Source organism: Nocardioides sp. SR21 (genome assembly GCF_022761125.1).
Classification (GTDB): domain Bacteria; phylum Actinomycetota; class Actinomycetes; order Propionibacteriales; family Nocardioidaceae; genus Nocardioides.
The window spans coordinates 180432-195528 of the sequence record NZ_JAKWJR010000009.1 but is presented as its reverse complement, the minus strand read 5'-3'; the positions used below and the strand labels follow the sequence as shown (position 1 = coordinate 195528).

Sequence of the window (15097 nt, the reverse complement as noted above, 5' to 3'; positions counted from 1 at the left end):
ATCGGTCAACACGGAATGCTAGCCGACGATTCCCTGCGGCGCCGAATCGTTGGTCCGGACCCAGGCGACGTCGCTCCCCACGCGGGCCAGCGTCCAGCCCCGGGCGAGGCCGCGGAGGTCGTCGCCCTCGACGACGAAGCGGACCGGGCCGGTGAGGTCCACGATCAGTGCCTCGGCACCGTCCTGGAGCGCGGCCTGGGCCGCGAGCGGGGTGGCCGTCGGCACCGGGCGCGCCTCGGGGTTCCATGCCTGCAGCGCCGGGCTGCCGGTGAACGCCAGCAGCGCCATCCGCCCGTCGGCGCCCTGGAGGAGCACGGTCGCCATGTCACTGGTCTTGTCGTGGGCCAGCCCGTTCTCGTCGTACTCGACCTCGCCGAGCACGGCGACGACCGGCACGAGCAGGCGGGACTGCTGGAGCGCCGCGATGACGTCCGCGCGGGTCGCGACGCCGGCCGCCCAGGCGGCGAGCGCCGCGCTCAGCGCCGGGTCGGCCGAGCCGTCGTCGCCCGAGAACCCGGGGTCCGGGATCTGTCGCATGTCGAAGGGCTCGGTCATGGCGCCCATTGTCCCCGACCCGGTCGTCCAGTCCAATCGGTCAAATCTAGTCCGAATTATGGTCGGAGCTCGTCCGATGTGGGAGTCTGGAGCAGTGGACGATGCCGCCTGGGCCGCGCTGACGCTGAGCCTCACCGTGGCCGGATCGATCTGGACGTGGACCGCCTTCCGGCGCCGCGGCCTGGCGTCCGGCCTGCGCGCGCTCGCGTTCACGCTGCTGCCGGTGGCGGCGTACCTCACCAAGACCCTGCAGCTGGTCACCGGCATCGCCTCGGAGATCGGCACCTGGGTGGGCAACCTCGTGTGGAACCCGCTCGTGTGGAGCGGCGTGCTGCTGGGCGGCGCGTCCCTGGTGCTGTTCGTGGTCTCGGGGATGCTGCGCTCCCGCCAGGCCGGGTCGGACCCGGCGCCGGCGAAGCCGCTGAAGCAGGGCAGGAAGACGACGTCGCAGCCGGTGCTCGCCGACGACGACGACATGGCAGAGATCGAGGCGCTTCTGCGCAAGAGGGGCATCTCATGAGCGAGCGGAGCGAGCGAATCATTCAATACAGCGTGCCCAGTGCCTCATGCGCGCACGGAGCGAAGCGAGTACGCGTATGAGTGGGCACGACTTCGTGGAGCGCAACCGGCTGTGGTCGCGGTTGGGTGACGCGGTCGCCAAGCACGGGGCGCCGCTGTCGACGCCGGTGTTCGTCGTCGACCTGGACGCGTTCGACGCGAACGCCGCCGACCTCGTCCGCCGGGCCGGCGGCAAGCCGATCCGAGTGGCGTCGAAGTCGCTGCGGGTCCCGGCACTGATCAGCCGGGCGCTCGCGCACCCGGGTATGCAGGGCGTCCTCGGCTTCACGCTGCGCGAGGCCCTGTGGCTGCACGAGCAGGGCATCAGCGACGACATCGTGGTCGCCTACCCGACCGTCGACCGCGGCGCGCTGGCCGAGCTGGTGGCGTCGCCGTCCGCGGCGGCCGCGATCACGCTGATGGTCGACAGCGTCACGCACCTCGACGTCATCGACTCGGTCCGCTTCTCCCCCACCGTGCCGGTGCGGATCGCGATCGACGTCGACGCCGGCCTGCAGATCGCCGGCCAGCACGTCGGCCCGAAGCGCTCCCCGCTGCAGGACACCCGCGCGATCGTCGAGCTCGCGCGCACCATCGTCGAGCGCGACGGCTTCACGCTGGTCGGCGCGATGACCTACGAGGGCCAGGTCGCCGGCCTGCAGGACCAGGTGCCGACGGCGCGGGCCAAGTCGCTGGTCCTGCGACAGGTCAAGTCGCTGTCGATGGCCCAGCTCGTCGTACGCCGCCGCGAGATCGCGGACGCGATCGCGGAGCTGGCCGACCTCGAGTTCTGGAACGCCGGTGGCTCCGGCTCGGTCGAGGACTCCGCCGCCGACCCCGTGGTGACCGAGGTCGCCGCCGGCTCCGGGCTGCTGGTGCCCCGGCTGTTCGACCACTACCGCTCCTTCCAGCCGCGGGCGGCGTCGTTCTACGGGCTGCCGGTCACCCGCAAGCCGTCGCCCGAGATGGCGACCGTGCACGGTGGCGGCCTGGTGGCGTCCGGACCGATCGGTCCGGACCGGCTGCCGACCCCGTGGGCACCGGCCGGCCTGCAGCTGACCGGGCTCGAGGGCGCCGGTGAGGTGCAGACCCCGCTGACCGGGAAGACCGCCGCGCTGCTGGAGATCGGCGACCTGGTGTGGTTCCGCCACGCGAAGTCCGGTGAGCTCTTCGAGCACGGGAACACCGTCCACCTGCTGTCCGGTGACGAGTTCGTCGACACCGTCCCGAGCTACCGCGGGTGTGGACAGGCCTTCTGACGCGGCGCGCGTCCTCGACCTGACGCGCTCGCGGCCCCCCACGCTCGGCGCCGGCCGGCTGATCTGCGTCGACGGCCCCGCCGGGTCCGGCAAGACGACGCTCGCGGCCGGGCTCGGCGCGCCCGTGATCCACATGGACGAGCTGATCGAGGGCTGGACCGGGCTGCGCACGGTCGACGCCCAGCTCGACGGGCTGCTGCGCCCGCACACGACCGGGCAGCCGGGGTCGTACCGGCGCTACGACTGGCACGCGGGTGCGTACGCCGAGACCGTGGCCGTGCCGCCCGTTCCCCTGCTGGTGCTCGAAGGCGTCGGCGCCGGATCGCTCGTCGTCGCCGACCTGGTGACGGTGCTGGTGTGGATCGAGGCGCCGCGCGACGTGCGGATGGCGCGCGGGATCGAGCGTGACGGCGACGCGTTCGCGCCGTACTGGGAGACCTGGGCGGCCGAGGAGGCCGAGGAGTTCGTCCGAAACCGGACCCGGGAGCGAGCGGACCTCCGCTTCCGGACCTAGGGTCGTCCCATGCTGTCCGGAGAGCAGTTCGAGATCGAGTGCGGCGGCTACCGCGCGGTCGTCACCGAGAGCGGTGGCGCGCTGCGCCTGCTCGAGCACGACGGTCGCCCCCTCCTCGACGGGTTCGGCGAGGACGAGATCGCGCCGGCCGGCCGCGGGCAGCTGCTGATGCCGTGGCCGAACCGGATCCGCGACGGGGCCTACTCGTTCGGCGGCCGCGACCTCCAGCTCCCGATCTCGGAGCCGAAGCTGAACAACGCCTCGCACGGGCTGGTGCGGTGGGTGGCCTGGTCGCTCGAGGAGCACACCGACAACTCGCTGTCGCTGACCTACCGGCTGATGGCGCAGAGCGGCTACCCGTGGACGCTCGACCTGCGCGTGGTCTACGACCTGTCCGCCGACGGCCTGACCGTCACCCAGTCCGCGACCAACATCGGCGGTACGCCGGCGCCGTACGCGAGCGGCGCGCACCCGTACCTCGCGGTCGGCGACGGGCCGGTCGACGGGTGGGAGCTCACCCTGCCGGCGTCCACGCGCTCGCTGGTCGACGATCGGCTGCTGCCGGTGGGGCGCGAGGACGTGGAGGGGACGGAGTACGACTTCCGGATCGCGCGGCCGATCAAGGACCTGGCGTTCAACGACGCGTTCACCGACCTCGACCGCGACGCCGAGGGCGTGGCGACGGTGGTGCTCACCGACCCGGCGTCCGGCCGGGGCGTGGCGCTGTGGGTCGACGGCGCGCACCCGTGGCTGCAGGTGTTCAGCGCCGACGGCGCCGGCGACAAGGCCCGGCGGTCTCTGGCCGTGGAGCCGATGACGGCGCAGGCCGACGCGTTCCGCAGCGGCGAGGACCTCGTGACCCTGGCGCCCGGCGAGGACGTCACCACCGCCTGGGGCATCCGCGCCGTCTAGGTGTGCCGCCCGAAGCGGGCGAGGCAGTGCCACACCTGCTTGATCCGCTGGGGGTCGTGACCACCCGAGCGGGCGGCGTCCCCGATGACGCTCGGCGTCAGGACGTCGCCGAGCGAGCGCGCCAGCTCGACGACCTCGGGGCCGCGGTACGCCGGGTCGAACGTCTCGGGCGACGCGCGGAACCCGGGGTGGAACTCGACCGCGCAGCCGAGGGACGCCGCGGCCCGTTCGACGTCGGTGCCCGCGAAGCACGGGTCGAGGACGACGGCGTCCACGTCGGCGTCGAAGCGCACCGGCCCGTGGACGTGCGCCTCGACGCACTCGTCGAGGTCGTCGAAGCCCGACTCGTCGGCCATCCGGCACAGGTGCGGCAGCAGCGCCTGGTCCCCCACGTCGACCGGGTCGAACACCGAGTCCGGGAAGCAGAACGTCGAGCGCTCGACGGCGTCCGCGCGCAGCAGGACGTACGACGACCCGAAGCGGATCGCGCCGCCGTACGGGTCGGCCCGCCGGTTCCAGGCCCCGTAGACCGGCCGGGTCACGTGCTCGCCCTCGTCGTACCGGCCGTCGAAGAGCCGGCTCTCCCACCGCCACCTGTCCCCTCCCGGGAACGCCGTGAGCCCGCCGTTCGAGATGCCGGTGGCGAACTGCGACAGATAGGCACCGTCCGCGGCCATCGAGTCGATGACCTTGCCGTCGCGATGGGGCCAGTCGGGGTGGAACTGGAGGGTGATCGCCGGCTTCACGACTTCGCGTTCACGACCCCGCGCAGCTCGCGGACCGCCTGCTTCGCGCGATCACCGTCCGAGCCCTGGATGCCCATGGCCGAGACCGTCGAGCCGTCGGCCAGGTCGAGGGTCACCCACGGCGCACCGGGAGGGAGGTGCACGCCGACGACCTCGGCGTACTCGAACTCCCGGCGCTTGTAGCCGTTGACGACCACCAGGCGCTCGGCCTCGGCGACCACCCGCGAGCGGACCAGGGCGAACCAGACCGCGAAGCCGAGCAGGCCGATCGCGACCACGGTCCCCCGCTGGAACGTCGTGAACTTCGCGCGGGTCTCGGCGTCGAAGCCGATCCAGAGGAACGCGACCACCACGAGCAGGCCGACACCGAGGACGGTGCCGGCCATCCGCACGCCGAACGGCCGCCACGTGTGCGGCAGCGCGAGCTCAGAGTCGGCAGGCATGGATGTCGGTGAGGAGGATGCCGCGGGCACCGATGTCATAGAGCTCGTCCATCAGTCGTTGGGCGCCGGCGCGCGGGACCATCGCTCGCACCGCAGACCACCCGTCGCGATGGAGCGGCGCCACGGTCGGGCTCTCGATGCCCGGCGTCAGCCGGACGGCGTCCTCGACCCGCGCGGTCGGGATGTCGTAGTCCATCATCACGTAGCTGCGGGCGACCAGGACGCCCTCGACCCGGCGCCGGAAGACCTCGAAGCCGTCGGGGACCGCGCCGCTGCGGGTGACCAGCACGGCCTCGGAGTCGAGGATGGTCTCGCCGAACGTCTCCAGCCCGGCCTGGCGCAGCGTGCTGCCGGTCTCGACGACGTCGGCGATCACGTCGGCGACCCCGAGCTGGATGCTGGTCTCGACGGCGCCGTCGAGGCGGGTCACGGTCGCGTCGATGCCGTGCTCCTCCAGGAACGTGCGGACCACGCCGACGTACGACGTGGCGATGCGCAGCCCGGCGAGCTGGGACAGGTCGGAGTAGACGCCCTGGGGGCCGGCGAAACGGAACCGGCTGCGGCCGAAGCCGAGACCCATCACCTCGTCGGCCTTGGCGCCGGAGTCGGTGAGCAGGTCGCGGCCGGTGATCCCGACGTCGAGCGTGCCCTCGCCGACGTACAGCGCGATGTCGCGCGGGCGCAGGTAGAAGAACTCGACGCCGTTCTCGGTGTCGGTCAGCGTGAGCTGCTTGGAGTCGTCGCGCTGCCGGTAGCCGGCCTCGCGCAGGATCTCGGATGCCGACAGGGACAGCGATCCCTTGTTCGGGACCGCGATGCGGAGCAGTGCCATGGGGTGCGTCCTCAGAGGTGTGCGTAGACGTCGTCGAGCTCGATGCCGGCGGCCAGCATCAGGACCTGGGCGTGGTAGAGCAGCTGGCTGATCTCCTCGGCCGCACGCTCCTTGCCCTCGTGCTCCGCGGCCATCCAGGACTCGGCGGCCTCCTCGACCAGCTTCTTCCCCGTGGCATGGACGCCGGCGTCGAGCTGTCGCACGGTGCCGGATCCCTCGGGTCGGGTCCGGGCCTTCTCACTCAGCTCGGCCCAGAGCTCGTCGAACGTCTTCACGCCGACAACCCTACGGCGTACGGCGCGCCTCCCCTCGCAGGGTCCGGGCGGTGAGCAGCGCGGCCGACGCCGCCTCGAAGCCCTTGTCCTCGCGCGAGTGCTCGAGACCGGCCCGGTCGAGCGCCTGCTGGTCGTTGTCGCACGTGAGCACGCCGAAGCCGACCGCGATGCTGTGGTCGAGCCCGACGCGGACCAGCCCGTCGGTCGCCGCGTTGCAGACGTAGTCGAAGTGCGGGGTGCCACCACGCACGACGACGCCGAGGGCGACGACCGCGTCCCAGCCCTGCTGGGCGAGCACCGAGGCGACCACCGGGAGCTCGAATGTGCCGGGGACGCGCACCAGGTGCGAGCTCGTGACGCCGTACTCCGCGAGGGCGCGCTGGGCGCCGCCGATGAGACCGTCCATGACCTGGGTGTGCCAGCTCGCGGCGACGATCGCGACGCTCAGGCCGCTCGCGTCGAAGATCTCGGGTCCGGGGGCTCCGTCTCCAGCCATGTCAGGCACCGTCCTTGAGGTCGAGGTTGGGAAGGTCGTGACCCATCCGGTCCCGCTTCGTCAGCAGGTAGGCCAGGTTGTGGTCGTTGGGGTGCGGCGTGAGCGGGACCCGAGCCGCCACCGGGATCCCGAAGTCCTCGAGGTTGCTGACCTTGTCGGGGTTGTTGGTCATCAGTCGCACGCTGCCGATGCCGAGGTCGCGCAGCACCTGGGTGGCGGTGCCGTAGTGGCGGGCGTCGGCGGGCAGGCCGAGGTCGAGGTTGGCGTCGACGGTGTCGCGGCCGCCGTCCTGCAGCTGGTAGGCCTGCAGCTTCGCGACCAGCCCGATGCCGCGACCCTCGTGGCCGCGCAGGTAGATCACCACGCCGCGGCCCTCCTCGACGATGCGCTCCAGCGCCTCGTCGAGCTGCGGACCGCAGTCGCAGCGGGCCGAGCCGAACACGTCGCCGGTCAGGCACTCGGAGTGGACGCGCGTGAGGACCGGCTCGTCCCCGGAGATGTCGCCGTGCACGAGGGCGATGTGCTCGGAGCCGTCGACGGTGATCTTGTAGCCGTACGCGGTGAAGTCGCCGTGCCGGGTGGGCAGCCGCGTCTCGGCGACCCGCTCGACGAGGTTCTCGTGGCGCCGGCGGTAGCGCACCAGGTCGTCGATCGAGATCATCGCCAGGCCGTGCTCGTCGGCGAACTCGCGCAGCTCGGGCGCGCGCTTCATCGTGCCGTCGTCGTTCACGACCTCCACGAGCACGCCGGCGGGCGTGAGGCCCGCGAGCTTCGCGAGGTCGACGGCGGCCTCGGTGTGGCCGCGGCGTACCAGCACGCCACCCTCGCGGTAGCGCAGCGGGAACACGTGCCCGGGCCGGGTGATCTCCCACGGCTCGGTCGCCGAGTCGGCCAGCACCCGCGCGGTGTGCGCGCGGTCGGCGGCGGAGATGCCGGTGCTGACGCCGTCGCGGGCGTCGACCGAGATCGTGTACGCCGTCCGCAGCTTGTCCTTGTTGTGCGGGGTCATCAGCGGGATCTCGAGCCGGTCGAGCATGTCGGCCGGCATCGGGACGCAGATGACGCCGCTGCTGTGCCGGATCGTGAACGCCATCAGCTCCGGGGTCGCCTTGCTGGCGGCGAAGATGATGTCGCCCTCGTTCTCGCGGGTCTCGTCGTCGACGACCACCACGGCCTTGCCGGCCGCGATGTCGGCGATCGCGCGCTCGATCGGGTCGAGCCGGACCTTGTCGTGCTCACTCATGCTGACACCTTCTCGCGCTCGGTGTTTCCTGGTGCGGCCGCGGTCGCCCGCAGCCACGTGATGAAGCCGGCGATGCAGAGCCCGCCGTAGAAGACGTAGAGGATCGCGGACGGGTAGTAGCCCGAGTGCCAGAGCAGCGGCACGCCGACCAGGTCGACGGCGATCCAGGCGAGCCAGAAGTCGTTCCAGCCGCGGGCCATCGCGTACGTCGCGATCATCGAGCCGACGAAGATCCAGGCGTCGCACCAGTAGTACCAGCGCGGCGCGGGCCAGCCGGCGCCGACGACCGAGAACACCCACTGGCAGACGAGGACGCCGGCGGCGGCGACCAGGAGGTACGCCATCCGCTCGCGGGCGGTGGCCCAGCGCGGGTCGACGGCCGGGGCGTCACCGCCACCGTGGGCCTGGCGGGTCTGGTTCCAGCGGTGCCAGCCGTAGATGCTGGTGATGATGAAGAAGACCTGACGGGCGGCCTGGCCGAAGAGCGGCTGCTGGGCGTGCGCGTCGAACGTCGCCGCGATGAACACCGAGAACAGCAGGACGTTGCCGACGATGCCGACCGGCCAGGCCCAGACCCGGCGGCGCAGCCCGCCGATGGCGGAGGCGAAGCCGAAGGCGTTGCCGAGGATCTCGCGCCAGGTGATCGGGTGGCCGGCGATGTCCAGGTGGGCGTCGTACAGCGACGCGAGCAAACTCATGCGCGTACTCGCTTCGCTCCGTGCGCGCACGAGGCACCGCGCACGCTGCGTTGATTGATTCGCTCGCTTCGCTCGCTCATGCGCGCTCCTGGTAGGGCAGGAGGCGCTCGACGTACTTGGCGATGACGTCGACCTCGAGGTTGACCCGGTCGCCGGGCTGGCGGGCGCCGAGCGTGGTGCGGGCGAGCGTCTCGGGGATCAGGCTGACCGTGAACCGGTCGGTGCCGGCCTCGACGACGGTGAGGCTGACGCCGTCGACGGTGATCGAACCCTTGTCGACGAGGTAGCGGCTCAGCGCCTCGGGCATCGCGATCTCGACGACCTCCCAGTGCTCGCTGGGGGTCCGGCTGACGACCTCGCCGACACCGTCGACGTGGCCCTGCACGATGTGCCCGCCGAGGCGCTTGTCCGCGGTGACGGCGCGCTCGAGGTTGACCGCGTCGCCCGGGCGTACGCCGTACAGGCTGGTCTTGTCGAGGGTCTCCTGCATGACGTCGGCGGTCCAGGTGCCGCCCTCGATGCTGGTGACGGTCAGGCAGCAGCCGTTGACGGAGATCGAGTCGCCCAGGCCGGTGCCCTCGAGCACGGTGGTGGCGCTGATGCCGAGGCGGATCGCGTCGCCCTGGTCCTCGACCGCGGCGACGGTGCCGAGCTCCTCGACGATTCCGGTGAACATGTCAGGCTCCTTCTGGCGCGAGGGTCAGGCGAACGTTCGGTTCGTCCCCCTCCAGCACGGTGATGTCGGTGACGCGGGGACGGAACGCGTCGGAGATGGTGGAGATTCCGAGGTCAGCGACCGCGCTGCGGCCGGCGCCGAGCAGCATCGGGGCGACGTACACGACGATCTCGTCGACGAGGCCGGCCTTCAGGAACGCGGCGGCCAGGGTCGGGCCGCCCTCGAGGAAGACGTGCTGGCGGTCGCGGGCGAAGAGCTGCTCCAGCGCCTGCTCGGGGTCGCGGGTGCGCAGGTGCACGGACTCGGCGTCGTCGTTGAAGATCCGGCGACCCGGGTCGAGGTCGCGCTCCCCCATCACGGCGCGCAGCGGCTGGCGCGCGAGGGGGCGTTCGTGCTCGTCGCGCACGGTGAGCAGCGGGTCGTCGACCTCGACCGTGTTCGTACCGACCAGCATCACGTCGCAGAGGGCGCGGAGCCGATGCGTGTCGAGGCGGGCGGCGGGCGAGCTCACCCAGCGGCTGGTGCCGTCGGCCGCGGCGCTGCGGCCGTCGAGGGTGGTCGCGAACTTCCAGGTGACGAACGGGCGGCCGTGCTCGACCGCGAACGTCCAGACCTTGTTCAGAAGTCCGGACTCGGCCGCCAGAAGTCCTGACTCGACGTGGATGCCGGCGGCCCGCAGGGTCTCGGCTCCACCGGCGGCGGCCGGGTTCGGGTCCGATTGGGCGAAGACGACCCGGCGTACGCCGGCGTCGACGAGCGCCTGCGCGCAGGGGCCGGTGCGGCCCTGGTGGTTGCAGGGCTCGAGGGTGACGACGGCGGTGGTGCCGTGCGCCTTCTCCCCCGCACGGGCCAGCGCGTCGGCCTCGGCGTGCGGGGTGCCGGCGCCGCGGTGGTAGCCCTCGGCGACCGTGGCGCCCTCGGCGTCGAGGAGCACGCAACCGACGCGCGGGTTGGGCCCCAGCGGGACGCCTGGCGTCGCGGCGAGCTCGAGGGCGCGCTGCATCGCGGCCCGCTCGGCTGCCGTGGTGGTCATTGCTGGCCCCTCATGTCCGCTCACGGACTCCGGGGCTGACGGGTCGCGCACGTACGACGTACGTGTCGACGACACCTGCGTGCGCTTCCCATCCGGACTTTAACCGTCGGTCCAGGAGTTTCACCTGATCAACCGGTCACTGGCTGTGACCGGGTCGCGGACTTTCACCGCCGGCTCGGAATTTCACCGACCCCAGAGCACGCGAGAATGAATTCTCGTCGGGGCGAAGTCTGCCACAGCGACACGGAACGAGCGCCGTGACGCCGACCACAGGTCGAGATCGACCGGTCCGTCAGTGGTTCGGGTGCGGTGTCGGCACCGCGACGTGCGTGCCTTCGAGCTCGTCCGGCTCGTGCAGGTCGTCCAGCTCGCGGAGGCTCCGTTGGAGGAGGGCGAGGGCGGCGACCGCCAGCACCGCCGACGCGAAGATGAGCGCCGCGGTCGACACTCCCCAGCCGTCGATGGCCGGCCCGGCGAGCAGCAGGCCGATGGGGCCGGCGGCGTACGTCGCCGAGGTGATCACGCCGATCACGCGACCGCGCAGGGGCTCGGGCGTGCGGACCTGCATCGCGAGGTCGAGGATCGGGGTCACCGGCCCCCAGAACAGCCCGGTCAGGAGGGCGAAGGCGATCATCGGGCCCAGGCCCGGGAGGAAGCCCAGACCGAGCAGGGCGAGGCAGGCCAGCAGGACGCTGGCCACGAACACCCGGTAGCGACTGAAGCGTCGTACGACGGCCGCGGTCGCCAGCGAGCCGACGACCCCGCCGACACTCATCGCCGTGACCACCAGGCCGAGCTGCCCCGGCTGCTCGAGGTCGGTGTAGTGGACGGGGAGGATGACGGACTCGAAGGGCAGGTAGGCCGCGATCACCAGGCAGCAGAGGCCGGTCGTGGCCCGGAGGAGCGGCTGGCGCCAGACGAAGACCAGACCCTCGAGCGTGCCGTGCACGAGGCTGCCCGGCCGCTCGTGGACGGCGGGACGACCCGCGCCCGGGACGTGCAGGAACGAGGTCGCGACGACGGCGAGACCGAACGCGACGGCGGTCGCCCAGAGGGCCGACTCGGGACCGACCAGGCCGATGAGGAGTCCACCGACTCCCGGGCCGAGGATGTAGGCGGCGCCGAAGACCGCCTCGTACACGCCGTTGGCCCGCTCCCACGACAGCCCGGCCCGGGTCGCGGCCCCGGGCAGCATCGCCTTGCGTGCGGTGTACCCGGCGGGGTCGAGCACGGCGCCGACGATCGCCAGCAGGACCAGGGACACCACGTCGAGGTGGCCGAGCAGCGCCAGCAACGGGATGCCCGCGACGCTGAGCCCGGACAGCGCGTCGGCGAGCAGGGCGACCCGTCGACGGCCGACCATGTCCACCACCGTCCCGACCACGAGGCTGGACACCAGCACCGGCAGGAGGGTCGCGGTCGCGACCAGACCGGCTGCCGAGGCGCTGCCGGTGAGATCGAGGACCAGCCACGGCAGCACCACCATCGCCACGCCGTTGCCGGCGCCCGAGAGCACGTTGCCCGCCAGCAGCAGGACGAACGGCGTACGACTCACAGGACATCCTCCCGCACGGCCAGGCGATCCCGCCCGGCCGGACAGCTAGCGGGTGGCCTCGGCGGCTGCGCGCAGCGCGGTGACCATCCGGTCGGGGTCGTCGGCCGAGTAGACGGCCGAGCCCGCGACGAACACGTCGGCGCCGGCCTCGGCGCAGCGCTCGATGGTCTCCAGCGAGACGCCGCCGTCGACCTGGAGCCAGGTCTCGACGCCGTGCTTGTCCATCAGCTCCCGGGCGCGGCGGATCTTGGGCAGGCAGAGGTCGAGGAACTTCTGGCCGCCGAAACCGGGCTCGACGGTCATGATCAGCACCATGTCGAGCTCGGCGAGCAGGTCCTCGTAGGGGTCGATCGGCGTCGCGGGGCGCAGCGCCATGCTGGCGCGAGCACCGTGCGCGCGGATCTCGCGGGCGAGCCGGACCGGTGCCTTCGCGGCCTCGACGTGGAACGTGACCGAGCCGGCGCCGGCCTCGACGTACGCCATCGCGTTGCGGTCGGCGTCCTCGATCATCAGGTGTGCGTCGAGGGGTACGTCGGTGCTGCGCGCGAGGGCCTCCAGCATCGTCGGGCCGAACGTGAGGTTCGGGACGAAGTGGTTGTCCATCACGTCCACGTGCACCCAGTCGGCGCTGGGGATCCGCGCCACCTCGGCGCCGAGGGTGGCGAAGTCGGCGTTCAGGATGCTCGGAGTGATCTGGATGTGACCCACGGGGGCAGAGTCTAATGAGCCGGTGACCTCCTTCGACGCGTACCTCGCCCACGTCCGCGACATCGTCCTGGGCGTGGAGCCCGAGGCCGAGGAGGGGGTCAGCTACGGGATGCCCGCCTGGCGGCTGTCCGGCAAGCCGTTGCTCGGCCTGAGCGAGGCCAAGGCGCACGTCGGGGTCTACCCGTTCAGCCCCGAGGTCGTGTCCGCGGTCGGTGACCGGCTCGACGGGTTCACGCTCACCAAGGGCGGGGTGCAGTGCACGCCCGATGCGCCGGTGCCCGACGACGTGCTGACCGAGATGGTGCGGCTGCGGGCGGCTGAGATCCGGGGCTGATCTGTCGTCGAGACACCAGGAACGGCCCTTCCGGAGCGCTCCCCAGGACCCTTTCTGGCGTCTCGACGGGAGAGGGTCAGCCCAGGAGCGAGTCGTCGTAGGCGGCCGTCAGCTCACCGCCGGCATCGCCGGTGTTGACCACGCCGGTGGGCTCGATCAGCATCGCGGCGACCTCGCCGTCGGCGATCGGGCAGTGCTCGACGCCGCGCGGGACGACGTACAGCTGCCCGGGTGTCAGCGTCACGTCGCCGTCGCGCAGCTGGATGGTGAGGGTCCCGTCGACCACGAGGAACAGCTCGTCGGTGTCCTCGTGGGTGTGCCAGACGAACTCGCCCTTGACCTTCACGAGCTTGATCTCGTAGTCGTTGAGGCGGGCCACGACCTTCGGCGACCAGTGGTCCGAGAACGCGGACAGCTTGTCGGCGATGTCGACGGGTCGGTTCATGTCCCGAGTCTAGGGACCGCCAGCCTGGTGCTGATCTCTCGACGGGAGAGGGTCAGTCCTCGGGCTCGTCCGGGACCTCGGCGCCGGACCGCTGGTCGCGGTCGGCCCACTCGAGAAGCGGGGCGATGTCGAAGACGTGGTCGTCGATGTCGGCGTGCAGGTCGCCGAGCTGGGCGAACCGGTCCGGGACCGTGAAGATCGTGAAGTCGCGCGGGTCGGCGGCGTCGATCTCGTCCCAGCGGACCGGGGTGGAGACGCGGGCGTCGGGGAGGCCGCGGACGGAGTACGCCGCCGCGATCGTGTGGTCGCGGGCGTTCTGGTTGTAGTCCACGAACAGGTGGTGGGGGTCGCGGTCCTTCTTCCACCAGGTGGTGGTGACGTCGTCGGGGGCGCGGCGCTCGACCTCGCGGGCGAACGCGAGGGCGGCGCGGCGTACCTCCTTGAAGCCGTGGTCGGGGCGGATCCGCACGTAGATGTGCAGCCCCTTGCTGCCGCTGGTCTTCGGGAAGCCGACCGCGCCGAGCTCGTCGAGGACCTCGTGCGCGACGTGGGCGACGCGGCGCACCTGGTCGTAGTCGCTGAGCGGACCCGGGTCGAGGTCGATGCGCCACTCGTCGGGCTTCTCGGTGTCGTCGCGGCGGCTGTTCCAGGGGTGGAACTCGACGGTCGACATCTGCACCGCCCAGATCACCGACCCGAGCTCGGTCACGCAGAGCTCGTCGGCGGTGCGGTTCCAGCGCGGGAAGTGCAGCCGGACGGTCTCGAGCCACGGGGGCGCGCCGTTCGGCACCCGCTTCTGGTGGACCTTGTCGCCGGCCAGCCCCTTCGGGAAGCGGTGCAGCATGCAGGGCCGCTCGAACAGCGCGTTGACGATGCCCGGCCCGACGGCGAGGTAGTACTCGACCAGGTCGAGCTTGGTGGCCCCCGACTCCGGGAAGTAGACCCGGTCCGGTTTGCTGACCCGCACCACCCGGTTGTCGACCTCGATCTCGACCGCAGGGGGCTTGGACGGCATGCGGCCACCCTAGGGGGCGGCACCACCTACGGTTCGGACATGGACTTCGACCAGCCGCCCGTCGTCCGGGTCTCCGCTGACGACGACCTGCCGGAGGACGCGTGGCCGATGACGATCCCGGCCGTGGCCCAGCTCATGCGCGAGGGGCTCGAGCTGTCGCCGTTCGTGACGTTCCTCGTCGGCGAGAATGGGTCGGGCAAGTCGACGATCGTCGAGGCGGTCGCCGCGGCGTACGGCCTGTCGCCGGAGGGTGGTTCGGCCCAGGGCCACTTCTCCACCCGGGCCACCGAGTCGCCGCTCGGCAACGCACTGACGCTGCGCCGCGGCATCGGCGCTCCGAAGTGGGGCTTCTTCCTGCGCGCCGAGACCATGCACAGCTGGTACACCTACAGCGAGTCCACCGCCGTGGGCCTTCCGGGTGACCGACCGCCGCCACCGAGCTACCACGAGATGAGCCACGGGGAGTCGTTCCTCGAGGTGCTGCGGACCCGCTTCGACTCCCCCGGCTTCTACTGCCTCGACGAGCCCGAGGCGGCGCTGTCGTTCTCGTCCACGCTCGCGCTGATCGGGGCGCTGGGCAGGATCGTCGACGCCGGCGGCCAGGTGCTGTGCGCGACACACTCGCCGGTCCTGGCGGCGATGACCGGCGCCACGATCCTCGAGGTCGGCGACTGGGGCCTGCGCCGTACGACGTGGGAGGAGCTCGAGCTGGTGCAGCACTGGAAGTCGTACCTCGACGCCCCGGGCCGCTACCTGCGGCACGTCCTCGACTGATCCCGATCGGCTGCAACGCGAGCACG

At 71.8% G+C, this 15097-nt stretch carries 20 protein-coding genes and 1 riboswitch; of the genes, 6 read left to right on the top strand and 14 right to left on the bottom strand.

Annotated elements, in window-relative coordinates:
* Positions 1-18: 18 nt before the first annotated feature.
* Positions 19-555 carry an SseB family protein gene (locus MJ604_RS18040; protein WP_243059969.1) on the bottom strand — a complete coding sequence of 179 codons (537 nt, stop codon included), beginning with the start codon at positions 553-555 and terminating at the stop codon, positions 19-21.
* A 94-nt stretch (positions 556-649) separates the two neighbouring features.
* On the opposite strand from MJ604_RS18040, the gene MJ604_RS18035 reads away from it, so the two are divergent.
* The 4 genes from MJ604_RS18035 to MJ604_RS18020 all read left to right on the top strand — a co-directional run bounded on the left by MJ604_RS18035 (position 650) and on the right by MJ604_RS18020 (position 3798).
* Positions 650-1075, top strand: a complete 426-nt coding sequence (locus tag MJ604_RS18035; RefSeq protein WP_243059968.1) for a hypothetical protein — start codon at positions 650-652, stop codon at positions 1073-1075.
* A gap of 76 nt (positions 1076-1151) precedes the next feature.
* Positions 1152-2372 (top strand): amino acid deaminase/aldolase, encoded by a 1221-nt coding sequence (locus tag MJ604_RS18030; protein ID WP_243059967.1) that lies wholly within the window; start codon positions 1152-1154, stop codon positions 2370-2372.
* Entirely contained in the window at positions 2356-2886 is a 531-nt protein-coding gene (locus MJ604_RS18025; RefSeq protein ID WP_243059966.1) for a uridine kinase, read from the top strand. Before MJ604_RS18030 ends, MJ604_RS18025 begins: the two co-directional genes overlap by 17 nt.
* A 9-nt stretch (positions 2887-2895) precedes the next feature.
* A complete protein-coding gene (locus tag MJ604_RS18020) occupies positions 2896-3798 on the top strand; it encodes an aldose 1-epimerase family protein (RefSeq protein WP_243059965.1) in 903 nt (300 codons plus the stop codon).
* On the opposite strand, the gene MJ604_RS18015 is transcribed toward MJ604_RS18020, so the two are convergent.
* From MJ604_RS18015 to rpe, 11 genes are all read right to left on the bottom strand, one after another.
* The gene (locus MJ604_RS18015; protein ID WP_243059964.1) at positions 3795-4544 is read right to left on the bottom strand and encodes a DUF3626 domain-containing protein; all 750 of its coding nucleotides are present in this window, start codon (positions 4542-4544) and stop codon (positions 3795-3797) included. The genes MJ604_RS18020 and MJ604_RS18015 overlap by 4 nt on opposite strands.
* Positions 4541-4987, bottom strand: a complete 447-nt coding sequence (locus tag MJ604_RS18010; protein WP_243059963.1) for a PH domain-containing protein — start codon at positions 4985-4987, stop codon at positions 4541-4543. Before MJ604_RS18010 ends, MJ604_RS18015 begins: the two co-directional genes overlap by 4 nt.
* Entirely contained in the window at positions 4971-5819 is an 849-nt protein-coding gene (gene hisG / locus MJ604_RS18005) for an ATP phosphoribosyltransferase (protein ID WP_243059962.1), read from the bottom strand. Before hisG ends, MJ604_RS18010 begins: the two co-directional genes overlap by 17 nt.
* An 11-nt stretch (positions 5820-5830) precedes the next feature.
* On the bottom strand, positions 5831-6094 hold the full coding sequence (locus tag MJ604_RS18000) for a phosphoribosyl-ATP diphosphatase (protein WP_243059961.1): 264 nt from the start codon (positions 6092-6094) through the stop codon (positions 5831-5833).
* A gap of 10 nt (positions 6095-6104) precedes the next feature.
* The gene (ribH, locus tag MJ604_RS17995; RefSeq protein ID WP_243059960.1) at positions 6105-6590 is read right to left on the bottom strand and encodes a 6,7-dimethyl-8-ribityllumazine synthase; all 486 of its coding nucleotides are present in this window, start codon (positions 6588-6590) and stop codon (positions 6105-6107) included.
* 1 nt (position 6591) lies between these two features.
* Positions 6592-7833, bottom strand: coding sequence for a bifunctional 3,4-dihydroxy-2-butanone-4-phosphate synthase/GTP cyclohydrolase II (locus MJ604_RS17990; RefSeq protein WP_243059959.1), 1242 nt, complete (start codon positions 7831-7833; stop codon positions 6592-6594).
* A complete protein-coding gene (gene pnuC / locus MJ604_RS17985) occupies positions 7830-8531 on the bottom strand; it encodes a nicotinamide riboside transporter PnuC (RefSeq protein ID WP_243059958.1) in 702 nt (233 codons plus the stop codon). The genes MJ604_RS17990 and pnuC overlap by 4 nt, the downstream gene beginning before the upstream one ends.
* 76 nt (positions 8532-8607) lie before the next feature.
* Positions 8608-9207, bottom strand: coding sequence for a riboflavin synthase (locus MJ604_RS17980; RefSeq protein WP_243059957.1), 600 nt, complete (start codon positions 9205-9207; stop codon positions 8608-8610).
* Position 9208: 1 nt separating this feature from the next.
* A complete protein-coding gene (ribD, locus tag MJ604_RS17975; protein ID WP_243059956.1) occupies positions 9209-10240 on the bottom strand; it encodes a bifunctional diaminohydroxyphosphoribosylaminopyrimidine deaminase/5-amino-6-(5-phosphoribosylamino)uracil reductase RibD in 1032 nt (343 codons plus the stop codon).
* A 75-nt stretch (positions 10241-10315) separates the two neighbouring features.
* A riboswitch (FMN riboswitch) is annotated at positions 10316-10445 on the bottom strand.
* 87 nt (positions 10446-10532) lie between these two features.
* Complete coding sequence (locus MJ604_RS17970) at positions 10533-11795, bottom strand: MFS transporter (RefSeq protein ID WP_243059955.1); 1263 nt, start codon at positions 11793-11795, stop codon at positions 10533-10535.
* A 45-nt stretch (positions 11796-11840) separates the two neighbouring features.
* Positions 11841-12503, bottom strand: coding sequence for a ribulose-phosphate 3-epimerase (rpe, locus tag MJ604_RS17965; RefSeq protein WP_243059953.1), 663 nt, complete (start codon positions 12501-12503; stop codon positions 11841-11843).
* Between the two features lie 22 nt (positions 12504-12525).
* On the opposite strand from rpe, the gene MJ604_RS17960 reads away from it, so the two are divergent.
* Positions 12526-12837 carry a DUF1801 domain-containing protein gene (locus MJ604_RS17960; RefSeq protein WP_243059952.1) on the top strand — a complete coding sequence of 104 codons (312 nt, stop codon included), beginning with the start codon at positions 12526-12528 and terminating at the stop codon, positions 12835-12837.
* Between the two features lie 76 nt (positions 12838-12913).
* On the opposite strand, the gene MJ604_RS17955 is transcribed toward MJ604_RS17960, so the two are convergent.
* On the bottom strand, positions 12914-13282 hold the full coding sequence (locus MJ604_RS17955; protein WP_243059951.1) for a cupin domain-containing protein: 369 nt from the start codon (positions 13280-13282) through the stop codon (positions 12914-12916).
* A 52-nt stretch (positions 13283-13334) separates the two neighbouring features.
* On the bottom strand, positions 13335-14297 hold the full coding sequence (gene ligD / locus MJ604_RS17950) for a non-homologous end-joining DNA ligase (protein WP_243059949.1): 963 nt from the start codon (positions 14295-14297) through the stop codon (positions 13335-13337).
* Between the two features lie 39 nt (positions 14298-14336).
* On the opposite strand from ligD, the gene MJ604_RS17945 reads away from it, so the two are divergent.
* On the top strand, positions 14337-15071 hold the full coding sequence (locus MJ604_RS17945; RefSeq protein ID WP_243059948.1) for an AAA family ATPase: 735 nt from the start codon (positions 14337-14339) through the stop codon (positions 15069-15071).
* The last annotated feature ends 26 nt before the right edge of the window (positions 15072-15097 follow it).

Excerpts from the sequence above, each read along its gene's own strand:
- MJ604_RS18020 (WP_243059965.1), top strand. The coding sequence starts at position 2,896 with ATGCTGTCCGGAGAGCAGTTCGAGATCGAGTGCGGCGGCTACCGCGCG.
- MJ604_RS17990 (WP_243059959.1), bottom strand. The coding sequence starts at position 7,833 with ATGAGTGAGCACGACAAGGTCCGGCTCGACCCGATCGAGCGCGCGATC.
- MJ604_RS18010 (WP_243059963.1), bottom strand. The coding sequence starts at position 4,987 with ATGCCTGCCGACTCTGAGCTCGCGCTGCCGCACACGTGGCGGCCGTTC.
- MJ604_RS17980 (WP_243059957.1), bottom strand. The coding sequence starts at position 9,207 with ATGTTCACCGGAATCGTCGAGGAGCTCGGCACCGTCGCCGCGGTCGAG.
- ligD (WP_243059949.1), bottom strand. The coding sequence starts at position 14,297 with ATGCCGTCCAAGCCCCCTGCGGTCGAGATCGAGGTCGACAACCGGGTG.
- MJ604_RS18030 (WP_243059967.1), top strand. The coding sequence starts at position 1,152 with ATGAGTGGGCACGACTTCGTGGAGCGCAACCGGCTGTGGTCGCGGTTG.
- pnuC (WP_243059958.1), bottom strand. The coding sequence starts at position 8,531 with ATGAGTTTGCTCGCGTCGCTGTACGACGCCCACCTGGACATCGCCGGC.
- hisG (WP_243059962.1), bottom strand. The coding sequence starts at position 5,819 with ATGGCACTGCTCCGCATCGCGGTCCCGAACAAGGGATCGCTGTCCCTG.
- ribD (WP_243059956.1), bottom strand. The coding sequence starts at position 10,240 with ATGACCACCACGGCAGCCGAGCGGGCCGCGATGCAGCGCGCCCTCGAG.
- MJ604_RS17955 (WP_243059951.1), bottom strand. The coding sequence starts at position 13,282 with ATGAACCGACCCGTCGACATCGCCGACAAGCTGTCCGCGTTCTCGGAC.
- MJ604_RS18040 (WP_243059969.1), bottom strand. The coding sequence starts at position 555 with ATGACCGAGCCCTTCGACATGCGACAGATCCCGGACCCCGGGTTCTCG.
- ribH (WP_243059960.1), bottom strand. The coding sequence starts at position 6,590 with ATGGCTGGAGACGGAGCCCCCGGACCCGAGATCTTCGACGCGAGCGGC.
- MJ604_RS17945 (WP_243059948.1), top strand. The coding sequence starts at position 14,337 with ATGGACTTCGACCAGCCGCCCGTCGTCCGGGTCTCCGCTGACGACGAC.